Source organism: Flavobacterium tiangeerense, from assembly GCF_007830355.1.
Taxonomy (GTDB): domain Bacteria; phylum Bacteroidota; class Bacteroidia; order Flavobacteriales; family Flavobacteriaceae; genus Flavobacterium; species Flavobacterium tiangeerense.
This window is the reverse complement of the sequence record NZ_VLKO01000005.1, coordinates 158,414-173,042: the sequence shown is the minus strand read 5'-3', so window position 1 is coordinate 173,042 and position 14,629 is coordinate 158,414. Positions and strand designations below refer to the sequence as shown.

Genomic DNA, 14,629 nt, shown 5'->3' with positions numbered 1-14,629 from the left:
ATGATTAAACAGACTGAAAACTGTCAACTATTATTCAACCACCAAATACTTCCGTTCAAAACCGCAGCAAAACTCACCCAAGCCAAATAAGGAATAAACAAATAGCCCGCAATCTTGTCAATCTTTGCAAACTGAACATAGGTTTCGTAAATCATCAACCACAGTACAATTATTTCTAATCCTGCGAGCATTGGGTTATGCAAACCAAAAAACAAGTACGACCACAAAGCATTTAGTCCGAGTTGTATCAAAAAGAAAATTAAGGCTTTTTTCACGACCTCTTCATTGCTTTTAATTTCGTTCCACACCAATCCTGCAGCTACACCCATCATGGCATACAAGGTGCTCCAAACCGGTGCAAAAATCCAATTGGGCGGATTAAAACTAGGTTTTATCAAGGTAGGGTACCAAGTTGTAATAGAAGAGCGGGTCACCATTCCTGATGTATATCCAATAGCAAGACAAATAACAACTGCGACTAGTATTCGGGTGATTTTATTCATGTTTATTTTATTTAATATAAGTCAAATTTACTCAAATATTCAGTAGGATTTCATAAAACAATAAAAGCTTTCGCTAAACCGGAAAATGGAGTACAATTGGAACTATTTCTAAGCAAAACATTACAGTTAAAAATAAATCCAAAAAATTTGCTAGGGTATTAATTGCAAAAAAATCGCTTTGAATATCAAGAGAGTTTAAAGATGTTATAGTTTTTTTTGTTGAATGATTTCAAATAATTCTTTCTTGTAGGTATCACCAATTGGGATACTTTTTCCGTTTATAAAAACATTTAAAGAATCCGTTTTCGTGACATGACGCAACGAAACAATAAATGACTTGTGAGTTTTTACGAAGTCATTTGTTGGTAAAAAATCCTCGATACTTTTTAGGGTATTATTGGTGATCACTTGTCTGTCTTTTAAATGAATGGCAACATAATTTTTAAGCCCTTCAATAAAGCAAATCTCATTAATTTGCACTTTTTCAAAATTATTTTTACCATCTGTTTTGATAAAAATAAAATCATCCACTTCTTTTGAAACCTCTTTTACCTCAGTTTTAAAACTACTTTTCACTTTTAAAACCGCTTCGTAAAAACGTTCAAATTCAAATGGTTTTAATAAATAATCAACGGCATCCACTTCGTAACTTTGTATGGCAAACTGCGGATAAGCAGTCGTGAAAATAATTTTTGTTTTGCCTTTCACGAGTTTAGACAATTGCAAGCCTGTTAAATCGGGCATTTGAATATCCATAAAAACGAGGTCAATACCTCCTTCTTCGATAAGAGATAATGCTGTAAGTGCACTGGTAGTCGAAGAAACTAATTCCAAGAAGGGAACTCTACTCAAATATTTTTCTATCAATCGGATAGCAGGCGGTTCATCATCAACAATTAGGCATTTTATTACTTTCATAATTTATATTTTAAAGGGCAATTGAAGCAAGGTTGTAAATACATCATTTGAATTGGTGTAAAGTAAAACAAAATCCTCTTTATAAATCGCACTCAATCTACGTTCTAAATTATCTTTTCCAATGCCTGTGTTGGTATACTTTTCTGAAGAAGAAATACTATTTGACGTTTCAATAATCACTTCTCGCTCCGTAATTTGTATTTTAATTTTTGCTGGAAAGGCCGCATTATTAATCATGCCATGTTTGAAAATGTTTTCTACAAAATGTATAAATACAAGCGAAGGCACTCTTTGCTCGCCAACAATTCCTTCAACGGTGTACTCTAAAAATAAAGTATCTTCAAATCGTTTTCGGTGCAAATAAATATAATCTTCTATGAATTTAATCTCTTTGCTGAGGGGCATAAATTCATTTCCAGCTTCATACGTTACATACCGCAGGAGTTGTGACAACCGATAAATATCTTTGGCCACCTTGGGTTGTACATCAATTAAATCAGTATAAAAAGTATTTAACGTATTGAACAAAAAGTGAGGTTCGATTTGTGATTTAAGCAAATTCAATTCTGCTTTGTTGTAGTCGAGTTCTAGTTTGTGCAGTCTACTTTGATTGGCAGCAAATTCAAAAAAGTAATACACTACGGTACTATACAAAATTGATTTTATAGCAAAAATCGAATTATCAAAAGTGTAGAACAAAAACTTGCGAGATTCTTCAAAATAATTGTGTTTCCCTGTAAAATGATACAGTATCACTTCCTCAAGCAAGTAACGAACTCGTCCAAAAAGAACGATAAGGAGTACTACACCAATAGCAAATCTCCAATAGTGTTTCTTTCCTAAAGTGTAGGGACTTACAAAGTAAAAATTAACCGCATACGTTGTGAATGTTGCTGTGTACATGATGATTTGATTGTAGTTTAGAGGGAGTTGAAAATTCCTCAAAAAGCCCTTGCTGCCTCCATACACATAATCCGAAAAAAGATCCATCAATACAATAATGAGCACGAGCCCAATATGAAAGTACCATTGTTTTTTATTTATATCCATGAATCGAATTTACGCATTCTAGTTTTACCTATTATTTTTTTTTGGATGAACGCCTAATTTCTCTGTACGAACAGGTTTTTTTTAACCAAAACAATAAAAAAATTCTTTTTTCAGGTTTCATGTAGTAGAAAAGCAATCTGGTGTAAAACAACTTTTAGCCTTGGATATCTCCTATACATTTGCTGATAACAAAACCAAACAACATGAAAACCACAATCGCCTTTTTATTATTTTTCAACATTAGCCTACTGTTTGCACAAAGCCCAAAAATTACAGGAGTAGTTACTACAAAAAAAAGCACCGAGAAAGTAGCTTTTGCAACTGTTTCCCTTTTTGATGCCAATAAAAATTCTTTTATAGCATTCACCACAACTGATGAAAATGGAAAGTATGAAATTCCTCTTACTGCTGCAGCATTCTACATCAAAATCGAGTTATTAGGTTATAAAACCTTACAGTCAAAAACCTTCGCATCAACTACTCAAAATGCAACTCAAAATTTTGATTTAGAGGAAGATTCGGTAGCGTTAAACGAAGTAGTTGTGCTGCAAAAGAAAAGCGTTATAAAACTCAGCAGAGACAAGATGATTGTAGATATTGACAAAGCAGGTTTTGGGAATGGCAATGACGGACTGGAAACCTTAAGTAAATTGCCCGGTGTACAATTGGACAAAGATGACAATGTGGTTTTTAGAGGCAACGCCAATCTTCAAATTATGATTGATGGAAAACCAACCCTTTTATCAGGCGAGGAGTTGAAACAATATCTTAAATCAGTAGATGGCGCCAACATTAAATCCGTTGAAATAATAGCAAATCCTTCGGCAAAATACGATGCTTCAGGAAGTGCAGGAATTTTTAATATCGTTCTAAAAAAATCAGCTGCTACCGGTTTGACTGGAAATGCACGAACCTCAGTAGGATATGCTGAATTTATCAAAAGTAATAACGGATTAAACCTGTACAATAATACCGAAAAATGGAATCTTAAATTGGGTATGAATTACGGTTACGTAGAAAGTGTAAATCGCAGAACGATAGACCAAACCGTAGTAACACCAACAATTACAACTACTTTGCAACAAAAAAATGATTGGCTACCGGTTTCAAACAATTATTCAGGAAATTTTGGAGCAGGATATAAAATAAATAAAAATGCGAGCATGGGTGCATCAGCTAATTATTCTTTATACAAAAGTGATGAATTTACAAAAGGACGTACCAACGAATTTGATGATATGGTTTACAAAAGATACACGATCTTAAACACTCAAAACGACTTGGTGAACAATACCCTAACGGGAACTGTATTTTACAACTTTGCATCTGATAGTTTAGACACCAAAATAGATGCTCAACTTAATTATGCCAATTATATAAATGATAGCGACCGCATAACGACCAACTCCTACTTCACATCGGATACGAATGAAATGTACCGCATCACCGAAGATGTTAAATATCAAAACCCCACAAACTTCAATATCATCAGCGCACGGGTAGACTTCGAAAAAAAGATCAATGACAAATTCAACTTTGAAACCGGTAGCAAACTGAGTTACGTAAACAACGACTACACCATTATTTTAAAAGATAGAAATGATCAAGGAGAATACGTTACCAACACTAACAGAAGCAATCAATTAATTTATAAAGAATCCATTCTATCGGGCTATGGCATTACCAATTTCACCAAAGGAAATTTTGACATTCAAGCCGGACTAAGAGCAGAATATATCAATTACAATGCAACCTCATTAACCTCAAATAACACCAACAAAGACAACTATTTATCGCTTTTCCCTTCCTTTAGTATTAACGGAAATTTCAAGAACAATCAATTCAAGTTTTCATACAGCCGCCGTATTCAAAGACCACGCTACTTGTACTTAAATCCATATTTTGAATATATTGACACCTATAATGTTTCTGTAGGAAATCCAAATTTAACACCTCAATTTACAGATGCTTTTGAAGTGGTGTGGATTAAAAAACAAAAAACGTCAGTTTCTCTTTTTGCTAATTTTTCAAAAGATGAAATGTACCAAATCATTGATTATGATACTGATACTAAAATTACCACCATGTTCTTTGACAATATCGGAAAATCAAAAACTATTGGATTGTCACTCAATACAAGTATTACCGTTAAAAAATGGTGGGAAGCACAGTTCAGTAGCGAGCTTACGTATGGTCAAGCAACTTCTGATTTGGAAGGCTACAAATTTAACGATAGTGGTGTCTCATTTTCGGGAGCATTAAATCAATCATTTACTCTGGCTAAAGATTGGAGTGCCACATGGAATAGTTTTTATAGCCAAAATGGCGCTTACGGAAACACCACTTTCAAACCATCCTACGACATGTCATTTACGATGAGAAAAGACTTTTTTAACAAAAAAATTCGTTTGAACTTGAGTGCTCAAAATGTATTAAGAAAGAGTCAATGGATACAAAGTACCAAACAAGATAATGTAACTACTAATTGGGTCAATCGTTGGGAAACTCGCAAAATAACGTTGTCCCTTACGTACAATTTTGGAACAGCAAAAAAGAAAGAAGTAAAAGAGGCCGACCTGAATGAGGAGCAAAACAGATTGTAAGGGTAAGTAATTCGGTTTTACTCTAAAAATGGTGCCGATTTAAAAAAACTACGAATCAGTGGTTGCTAAAAAAAAGTATCTTTGCGTAAATTTTTCATTTTATGATTGCAGCAAACGATTTTATTCCATCATCATATACAAATACTGTTGAAAGCGGGAATTTTCAATGGAGCGCACCCAGTAATATTGCACTTGTAAAATACTGGGGGAAAAAAGAGAATCAAATTCCAGCGAATCCATCGGTGAGTTTTACGTTGAATAATTGCAAAACGATTACCAAATTGGCTTTCGCCAAAAAAATAAACACCGGAAATTTTTCTTTTAATTTAATTTTTGAAGGGCAGCCCAAAGAAGATTTCAAACCGAAAATTCAAAAGTTTTTAGAGCGAATAGAAATCTATTTGCCGTTTTTAAAAGACTATCATTTTACAATTGATACCGAAAATACGTTTCCACACAGTTCCGGAATTGCGTCATCAGCATCAGGAATGGCTGCTTTGGCAATGAACTTGATGAGTTTAGAACAAGCGTTAAACCCAGCAATGTCTGAAGATTATTTCTACCAAAAAGCGTCTTTACTAGCCCGTTTGGGTTCCGGAAGTGCTTGCCGAAGTGTAAAAGGACAAGTCGTGGTTTGGGGCAATCAGGCGAACATTCCTGGAAGTTCAGACTTATTTGGAGTGGAATTTCCGCATGCGATTCATACTAATTTTAAGAATTTTCAAGATACAATTTTACTAGTTGACAAAGGAGAAAAACAAGTCTCGAGTACTGTGGGTCATGACTTGATGCACAACCATCCTTTTGCCGAAAGGCGATTTGCACAAGCGCATGAAAATTTAGATGCACTGATTACTATTTTTGAAAGTGGCGATTTAGACGCCTTTATCAAAATTGTAGAAAGCGAAGCCTTGACATTGCACGCCATGATGATGACCTCCATGCCCTACTTTATATTAATGAAACCAAACACATTACAAATCATTAATGCTATTTGGAAATTCAGAAATGAGACCAAAATACCTGTTTGTTTCACGCTAGATGCTGGTGCCAATGTACATGTTTTGTATCCCGAAAACGTTAGCGAAAAAGTTCTGCAATTTATTAAAGACGAATTAGTTGGCTATTGTCAAAATGGGCAGTACATTTGTGATCAAATAGGAAACGGAGCAACGCTTGTTTAATCTTTTTTTGTGTATCTTTAAACATTCTTAAAAAAAAGTTGATGGATATTCAATCAGAAAAAATAGAATTGATCAAAATGTTACTCGCAACTACTGATGCATCTTTATTAGTAGCGGTCAGAAACGTTTTTGAAAAACAACAAACTGTTTGGACGGAATTATCACCTGAAGAGCAAGAACAAATTGAAATTAAAATCCAAGAAGACAATCGAGGTGATCAATTGGATTTATAAAAAATAAATACAGTATAATTACCAACCCCAAATTGTTAATTTAAAAATACATATGAAAGGACCATTATTTTATTCAAAAATATTACTCTTTGGAGAATACGGAATCATTCGTGATTCAAAAGGGCTTTCTATTCCTTATAACTTTTACAACGGCGCTTTAAAAAGAGACGAAAATCCATCTGATGAGGCTATTAAATCAAACGGTCATTTAAAACGATTTGTTGTTTATTTAGAAACCTTGCAAACGGAGCAACCGGAACTGGTTACTTTTGACCTTGACTTATTAAAAGAAGATGTTAATACGGGAATGTATTTTGACTCTAGTATTCCCCAAGGTTACGGCGTAGGAAGCAGTGGCGCTTTAGTTGCAGCTATTTACGATAAATATGCACACAATAAAATCACGGTTTTAGAGAATTTAACTCGTGAAAAATTATTACAATTAAAAAATATATTTTCTCAAATGGAAAGCTTTTTCCACGGGAAAAGCTCTGGTTTAGATCCTTTAAATAGTTATTTGAGTATTCCAATTTTGATTAATTCGAAAGATAATATCGAAGCAACTGGAATTCCTACTCAAAGTTTTGATGGCAAAGGCGCTGTATTTTTGTTAGATTCAGGTATTGTGGGCGAAACCGCACCGATGGTAAATATCTTTATGGAAAACCTGAAAGACAAAGGTTTTAGAACCATGTTGAAAAATCAATTTGTAAAATACACCGATGCTTGCGTTGAAAATTTCTTAGGCGGAGATATGAAATCACTATTCATGAACACGAAGAAACTTTCAAAAGTAGTTTTAAATAACTTTAAACCAATGATTCCTGAGCAATTTCACGGCATTTGGCAACAAGGTATTGACAGTAATGACTATTACCTGAAACTTTGCGGATCTGGTGGAGGTGGTTACATTCTTGGTTTTACCGAGGACTTAGAAAAAGCAAAAGCTTCTCTTAAAGATTACAAACTAGAAGTAGTTTATCAGTTTTAAAAAATACAAACTCCCTGACTCATTCATCAGGGAGTTTCTTAATACACTCATTTGTACCACGTACTCAAATACTCTTTAACCAATTTAAAATGTTAAGCAGACAACACAAACTTCTAATAATGAAAATTGCAAGTTTGTTCTCTGTTGTGCGAGGATATAACATACCTGTCATTATTATCGCACAATACCTTTCGGCGATTTTTATATTGGCACCAGAAAAAAGAGCACTTGACATTGTTCTCAATTTCAATCTTTTTATACTGGTTTTTGCCTCGTCACTTACGATTGCTTCGGGTTACATCATCAATAATTTTTACGACAGTCAAAAGGATTTAATCAACAGGCCTACTAAATCGATGTTAGATCGTTTGGTGAGTCAAAAAACCAAATTACAAGTCTATTTTACACTAAACTTTATCGTAGCTTTGATGGCGTTGTTTGTATCTTGGCGTGTATTTTTATTCTTTTCAGGATACATCTTTTTCATTTGGTTTTATTCTCATAAAATAAAAAAACATCCTATAATAGGAAATCTTACCGCTTCGTTACTGGCTGTAATGCCTTTTTTTGCGATACTTTTGTATTTTTATACTCGGATTCCATTTGAAGAAATTGAAAATTACAAACAACAACTTGGTGTTATTTTTGCCCATGCATCTTTTTTATTTTTATTACTGCTCATACGAGAAATGATCAAAGATTTAGAGAACTTAAAAGGCGATTTAATCAATAGTTACCAGACTATTCCTGTGGTGTATGGTGAATCACAATCTAAAAAAGTCATTACTTTATTAACACTACTCACTATAGTGCCTGTATATCTTTTGATTGCTATTTATGATGTGGGGTACATGGATATTTACTTTTACTCCAGCCTTATTGTTTTGATTTTTTTCTTGCTTTACTTGTGGAAATCCAATGCTAAATCTCAATATTTATTGCTTCACAACGTCTTGAAATTTCTTATTGTTACAGGTGTTTTTTGTATTGTACTCATTAATCCGAGTGTACTGTGGCACGGAAAAAAATTATTGATGACGGTATAGATTTATTCTAGTTCTAGCATATAAAAAGGTTGCATGAATACGCTGAAAGACTACCAAATGTTTCATTGAAGATAGCCCCGATTACTTCACTATATTTCTACTTTCAGCGGAATTCAGTAAACTTCGTTTGTAGTGGAAATCCTTTAATTTTTTTCTTTAAAAAATAAAAGATTACTTCACAATATTTTATTTTTATTGGAGTTCAGTGAATTCCATTTGAAACGATAGCGGAACATCGAAGATTCAGCGCAGCTAAATAGCTCCCAAAAAAACGATACTTAAACATATTAATTAGCTTACTAACTAGCCAGTTAGTGTTTTTATAATTAGTGGTTATTGATTGCCAAGTATATAAATAGTATCTTTGCATAAATTATTGGAATATTATGAATAACAAGGAAGGCAATAATAAGAAAAGTGGTCCAAGAGCAAACAGCTCAAGACCAAGTTCGAATAAGCCAAAACCTGCCATGCAGAAGCGCGCTCAAGGGCCGAAAAAAGTTAAAGTTACTACTAAAGTTGCCGATATTGCTACTGATAAAGTAGAGAAAAAACCAAATCAAGCACCAAAGAGACCGAAAGTAAAAGACGAAATTCGTTTGAATAAATATATTGCCAATTCTGGTGCGTGCTCACGTCGTGATGCCGATATTTACATACAATCTGGGACGGTAAAAGTAAATGGAATTCCTGTAACCGAAATGGGATACATGGTAAAACCTGGCGATGTTGTGAATTTTGATGGATCTACATTGACTCCGGAGAAAAAAGTATACATCTTGTTGAACAAACCGAAAAACTTTACGACAGCCATGGACGAAGGTCAGGAATACCGTAACGTTTTGGAACTGGTTAAAGGTTCAACGACTGCAAAAATTGGTGCGGTTGGGAGAATGGACAAAAACACAACTGGTTTGTTGTTGTTCACGAATGATACAGATATGATTCGTAAATTTACGTTGCCAAGTCAAAAATCATCTAAGATTTACCAAGTTTCATTAGACAAAAATCTAAAATTTGAAGATTTAGAAAAAATCCAAAAAGGATTAACGCTAGACGGTCACCGTGTTTTTGTAGAAGACGTAAGTTATATTGATGGCGAAGCAAAAAGTGAAATTGGATTGCAATTGCGTTCTTCAAATGTGAAAGTAGTTCGTTCTATTTTTGAGCATTTTGACTATGATGTATTGCGAATCGATAGAGTTGCTTTTGCTGGTTTGACCAAAAAGAATTTACCAAGAGGAAACTGGAGGTTGCTTACTGAACAAGAAATTATCAATTTGAAAAACGTATAAACGTTTTTCAAAATTTCATTTTAATCCCTTTCGGTTTTTTCGAAAAGGGATTTTTTTATACACTAACAAACACGTATGACTCCAGAAAAATTACAATCTATTGCTTTTAAATGGTTTGAAACTTTCAATGCTAAAGAATTAGAAAAATTACTATCTCTGTATGATGATGAAGCCATACATTATAGTCCAAAATTAAAAATGTACAAACCGGAAAGTGACGGTTTTGTAACGGGTAAAGAAGCGTTGCGCGCTTGGTGGCAAGATGCCTTTGAACGATTACCGAGTTTAAATTACAAAGTAAAATCACTTACTGCAAATGGTGATCGTGTTTTTATGGAATATACCCGTACCGTTGTAGGCGTAGAAGATTTGCTAGTTGCAGAGGTCCTTGAAATTAAAGACAACAAAATAATAGCTTCTCGCGTATACCACGGATAAGCTCTTTTTTATATTAAAAAAAGCCCTACAACAGCAAGGTGCTGCTCTAGGGCTTTCTTGTATGCAATAACTAGGACTAGCCTTTTAACTTCTTTACTGGCTCTTGTTTTTTGTCCAGACCACGTTTTCTTAAAAGTGGTTCAATGCTAGGCTCAGCTCCACGGAAACGTTTGTATAAAACCATTGGATCCTCAGTTCCTCCTTTTTCTAACACATTTTCACGGAATAATTTAGCTTTCTCTGGATTGAATAATGAAGTAGACTTAAACGCTTCGAAAGCATCTGTATCTAGTACTCCCGACCAAATATAACTGTAATACCCAGAAGAATATCCGCCAGAAAAAATATGACTAAAATACGTACTGCGGTATCTAGGAATAATCGATGGAATTAAACCAATTTTTGTCATGGCTGCTTTTTCGAAAACGTTAGCATCAACAGTAATGTCTTTGGTTTGTGAGTGGTATTCTAAATCCAATAGCGAAGCTGCTAGGTATTCTGTCGTTGTAAAACCTTGATCAAAAGTTCCTGCTTTTTTTAGTTTGTTTACTAGCGTTTCTGGTATTACTGCTCCAGTTTGATAGTGTTTGGCATACATTTTTAAAACCTCAGGCTCTGCAGCCCAGTTCTCCATAATTTGCGATGGAAGTTCAACAAAATCTCTTGGAACACTAGTTCCTGCAAGACTTCTGTACGTTACATTAGACAATAAACCGTGTAATGAATGTCCGAATTCATGAAAGAAAGTGGTCACCTCATCAAAAGTTAACAATGCTGGCGCAGTTGCTGAGGGTTTTGTAAAATTACAAACAATAGAAACTACGGGGGCAACACGCTTGCCATCAACCGTTTTTTGGCTGCGGTAGGATGTCATCCAAGCGCCGCCACGTTTCGACTCACGTGGATGAAAATCCATGTATAAAACTCCTAAGTGCGTTCCGTCTTTTTCTAAAACTTCCCAAACCGTTACATCTTCATGGTATTTTGGTACATCTGTTAAGGCTTTAAACTGAATCCCATATAACTTTTCGGTTACTTGAAAAACACCTTTGCGCACATTATCCAAACTGAAATAAGGTTTCAATTCTTCTTCGTCAAGATCAAAACGTTCTTTTCTAATTTTTTCGGTGTAATAACGCCAGTCGTATGGTTGAACCGCACCTTTAATGCCATCCTTCACCATCATTTTTTGAATATCAGCAGCTTCTGTTTTGGCAATTTCAAGAGCTGGTTTCCACAAATCATTCAAGAGCTTGTTCACATTTTTAGGTGTCTTAGCCATTGATTCCTCCAAAACATAATCAGAGTGTGATTTGTACCCTAATAAACGTGCTTTTTGTCCACGTAAATTAGCTAGTGCAACCGCATTTGCTTTATTATCAAAAGCATCGTCATGGTTGGCTCTAGTTTGATACGCATTCCAAATTTGTTGGCGCAATTCTCTATTTGAACTGTATTGTAAAAACGGCATCACACTAGAATTAGAAAGTGTAAAAAGCCATTTGCCTTCTTTGCCTTTTGCTTTAGCATCGGCGGCAGCGGCATCAATAAGTCCTAGAGGCAATCCAGCTAAATCTTTCTTAGAATCAATAACCAATTCATAACTATTGGTCTGCGCCAAAATGTTTTGACCGTATTTTAAACTTGTCAAGGACAAATCACCATTGATTTTGCGTAATATTTCCTTATCTGAATTAGACAAGTTAGCTCCACTTCGAACAAAATCTTTATAGGCGTTGTCTAAAATTTTAGCTTGTTCTAAATTCAAACCTAAACTTTCTTTTTGGTTCCAAAGCGACTTTACTCTAGCAAATAATTTTTCGTTCAAGTAAATGTTATCGCGGTGCGCCGATAGATTGGGAGCTGTTTCTTTGGCAATATTTTGAATTTCCTTGTTGGTGTTCGCAGAGTTCAAATTAGAAAAAACCGTATTCACATTGGCTAACAATTCGCCTACATTTTCCATCGCTAGGATGGTATTATCAAAAGTAGCAGGCTGCGTATTATTGGCAATAGCATCAATTTCCGCTTGATGTTTACTTATTCCTTCTAAAATAGCGGGTTTAAAATGTTCGTTCTTGATTTTGTCAAACGGCGGAACATTGAAAGGCGTGTTATAAGCCTGAAAAAATGGATTCATAGTGGTGTTTTCTTTTTTTTCTTGTGCTTGGATGGTGAGCATATTTCCGATGACTAGCATCAGAAAAAGGGATTTCTTTCTCATTTCAATTTGTTAATTAGTAACGTAAATTTAACCTAAATCCTTTTCATACACCAATCACAGCTTTGCCTTAACTTAATTTTATGATAAATAAGAGCTAGTTCTCTAAAAGGATTTCAAGATCATAATTTAAGTATTGAAATAAAATCAATACATTAGCTATTTAAATCACAAACCTAAATTATGAAAAAAATAACCGTTCTACTTTTTACACTAACTACTGCAATGCTGTTAGTGAACTGTAAATCTGAAGATAAAAAGCAAGATTTTACTAGCTTAACAAAAAGCTATTTTGACGATAAGAATGCACTAGATCCATTGGGTGCAACCCAAAGTGGCCAAAACGAGTACAACGATCAGTTGCAATTTGAAATGACCGATAGTTACAGAAAAACGCAAGCGGCTTTTTTTGACAAATACCAAACAGAGTTGCAAAATGTTGCCGTAGCCGATTTATCTGAAGAAGAAAAAAACAGTTACGAAATCATCAAATGGGAATTAGAAGTTGGAAAAGAAGTGTTAGAACAGCCAACTAATTTAATTCCGGTTCATCAATTTTGGGGAACACACTTAACCATGGGTCAGTTTGCAGGTGGAACCGGTGCACAGCCTTTTAAAACAGAACAAGATTATACCAACTTTTTAAAACGAATGGACAAATATGCCGTTTGGATTGATTCGGCAATGGTGTACATGAAAAAAGGATTAGACAAAGGAGTGGTTTTACCAAAAGCGTTGACCGTAAAATTACTTCCTCAATTTGCCTCGATGGAAACTCCAAATATCGAAGACAATTTGTTTTATTCTTCGATAAAGTTAATGCCAGCATCGTTTCCTGAAAGCATCAAGAAAGACTTAACGGCAAAATATACGGCTACAATCACCACTAAATTGATTCCGCAGTACAAGAAAATGGCTGATTTTCTGAACAAAGAATACCTGCCAGCATCAAGAGCAACGAGCGGAATAGGCAGTTTACCTTTTGGAAAAAAACTATATGCAGCTTATGTAAAACAATGGACTACCACCAATAAAACTCCTGAGGAAATTCATGAATTGGGATTGAAAGAGGTAGCAAGACTGACTGCCGAAATGGAAAAAGTAAAAGCCCAAGTTGGTTTCAAAGGTACTTTGATTGAGTTTTTTGAAGAAGTACGAAACAAGAAAGAATTAAAACCTTTTACCAAACCAGAAGAGGTTATTGCTAACTTTAACAGTATTTACACCCGAATTAAACCTAATGTTGACAAGCTATTTGCTTTACAGCCAAAAACAAAATTCGAGGTAAGACGCACCGAAGCTTTTAGAGAGCAAACCGCTAGCGCCGAATACAATCAAGGAACGGCTGATGGAACGCGTCCGGGGATTTTTTATGTTCCGATTCCGAATGTAAAAGAATACAACATGTATGGCGACGAAGATTTGTTTTTGCACGAAGCCATTCCGGGACATCATTTTCAAATTTCATTACAGCAAGAAAACAAAAGTCTTCCAGATTTTAGAAAATTCAATTGGTTTGGCGCTTATGGTGAAGGTTGGGCTTTGTACACCGAAAGTTTAGGTAAAGAGCTAGGTTTGTACCAAGATCCGTATCAATATTTTGGGATGTTGGGCAACGAAATGCACCGTGCGGTACGCTTGGTAGTTGATACTGGACTACACGCAAAAGGCTGGACAAGAGAACAAGCTATTAAATATTCCTTAGCAAACGAAGCCGAAAGTGAAGCGAGTATTATTCCTGAAATAGAGCGCTACATGGCAATTCCAGGACAAGCTTTGTCATATAAAATTGGACAATTAAAAATAATGGAGCTTCGTAAAAAAGCCGAAACTAAATTGGGCAGCAAATTTGACATTAAAAAATTCAATGAAAAAGTATTAGAGTCAGGTGTAATGCCCTTGGCTTTATTGGAACAAAAAATAAATGAGTGGGTTGAAGGAAAATAAAAACAATCATATTACAAAAAGCTTCTCACCACGAGAAGCTTTTTTTTGAACCTTACTGAACTACAATTCACTGATGCAACCTTAATATACATTGGTAAAAGCACCTTCAGCTTTTTAATTTAAAAATCACTTTTACTTTTATAGTTCATTTCAAATTTCCCTTGTTTCAAGTTCATTTTCCCCTGATTGAGAATTAATCC

At 34.8% G+C, this 14,629-nt stretch carries 12 protein-coding genes; 8 read left to right on the top strand and 4 right to left on the bottom strand.

The genetic code is table 11. From position 1 onward, the window contains the following. Positions 1–23: 23 nt before the first annotated feature. The 3 genes from IQ05_RS07025 to IQ05_RS07015 all read right to left on the bottom strand — a co-directional run bounded on the left by IQ05_RS07025 (position 24) and on the right by IQ05_RS07015 (position 2,471). Positions 24–503 carry a TspO/MBR family protein gene (locus tag IQ05_RS07025; RefSeq protein WP_144891409.1) on the bottom strand — a complete coding sequence of 160 codons (480 nt, stop codon included), beginning with the start codon at positions 501–503 and terminating at the stop codon, positions 24–26. A 204-nt stretch (positions 504–707) separates the two neighbouring features. Next, positions 708–1,421 (bottom strand): LytR/AlgR family response regulator transcription factor, encoded by a 714-nt coding sequence (locus IQ05_RS07020; protein WP_144891407.1) that lies wholly within the window; start codon positions 1,419–1,421, stop codon positions 708–710. A gap of 3 nt (positions 1,422–1,424) precedes the next feature. Beyond that, on the bottom strand, positions 1,425–2,471 hold the full coding sequence (locus IQ05_RS07015) for a sensor histidine kinase (protein WP_144891406.1): 1,047 nt from the start codon (positions 2,469–2,471) through the stop codon (positions 1,425–1,427). Positions 2,472–2,674: 203 nt separating this feature from the next. Between IQ05_RS07015 and IQ05_RS07010 the strand changes: the two genes are divergently transcribed. From IQ05_RS07010 to IQ05_RS06980, 7 genes are all read left to right on the top strand, one after another. Then, a complete protein-coding gene (locus tag IQ05_RS07010) occupies positions 2,675–5,074 on the top strand; it encodes an outer membrane beta-barrel family protein (protein ID WP_144891403.1) in 2,400 nt (799 codons plus the stop codon). A 101-nt stretch (positions 5,075–5,175) separates the two neighbouring features. Beyond that, a complete protein-coding gene (locus tag IQ05_RS07005) occupies positions 5,176–6,258 on the top strand; it encodes a diphosphomevalonate/mevalonate 3,5-bisphosphate decarboxylase family protein (protein WP_144891401.1) in 1,083 nt (360 codons plus the stop codon). 41 nt (positions 6,259–6,299) lie between these two features. Then, complete coding sequence (locus IQ05_RS07000; RefSeq protein WP_144891399.1) at positions 6,300–6,491, top strand: hypothetical protein; 192 nt, start codon at positions 6,300–6,302, stop codon at positions 6,489–6,491. A gap of 52 nt (positions 6,492–6,543) precedes the next feature. Further along, positions 6,544–7,482: a mevalonate kinase family protein gene (locus IQ05_RS06995; RefSeq protein ID WP_144891397.1), complete on the top strand. Its 939-nt coding sequence runs from the start codon at positions 6,544–6,546 to the stop codon at positions 7,480–7,482. A gap of 89 nt (positions 7,483–7,571) precedes the next feature. Further along, a complete protein-coding gene (locus tag IQ05_RS06990) occupies positions 7,572–8,528 on the top strand; it encodes a geranylgeranylglycerol-phosphate geranylgeranyltransferase (RefSeq protein WP_144891395.1) in 957 nt (318 codons plus the stop codon). A gap of 386 nt (positions 8,529–8,914) precedes the next feature. Beyond that, a complete protein-coding gene (locus IQ05_RS06985; RefSeq protein ID WP_144891393.1) occupies positions 8,915–9,823 on the top strand; it encodes a pseudouridine synthase in 909 nt (302 codons plus the stop codon). Between the two features lie 75 nt (positions 9,824–9,898). Beyond that, positions 9,899–10,261 carry a nuclear transport factor 2 family protein gene (locus tag IQ05_RS06980; RefSeq protein ID WP_144891391.1) on the top strand — a complete coding sequence of 121 codons (363 nt, stop codon included), beginning with the start codon at positions 9,899–9,901 and terminating at the stop codon, positions 10,259–10,261. A 76-nt stretch (positions 10,262–10,337) separates the two neighbouring features. Here IQ05_RS06980 and IQ05_RS06975 read toward each other — a convergent pair whose 3' ends face one another. Beyond that, a complete protein-coding gene (locus IQ05_RS06975) occupies positions 10,338–12,485 on the bottom strand; it encodes a M3 family metallopeptidase (protein ID WP_144891389.1) in 2,148 nt (715 codons plus the stop codon). Positions 12,486–12,665: 180 nt separating this feature from the next. Here IQ05_RS06975 and IQ05_RS06970 point away from each other — a divergent pair, with 180 nt between their 5' ends. Beyond that, positions 12,666–14,429, top strand: coding sequence for a DUF885 domain-containing protein (locus IQ05_RS06970; protein ID WP_144891387.1), 1,764 nt, complete (start codon positions 12,666–12,668; stop codon positions 14,427–14,429). Positions 14,430–14,629: the final 200 nt, after the last annotated feature.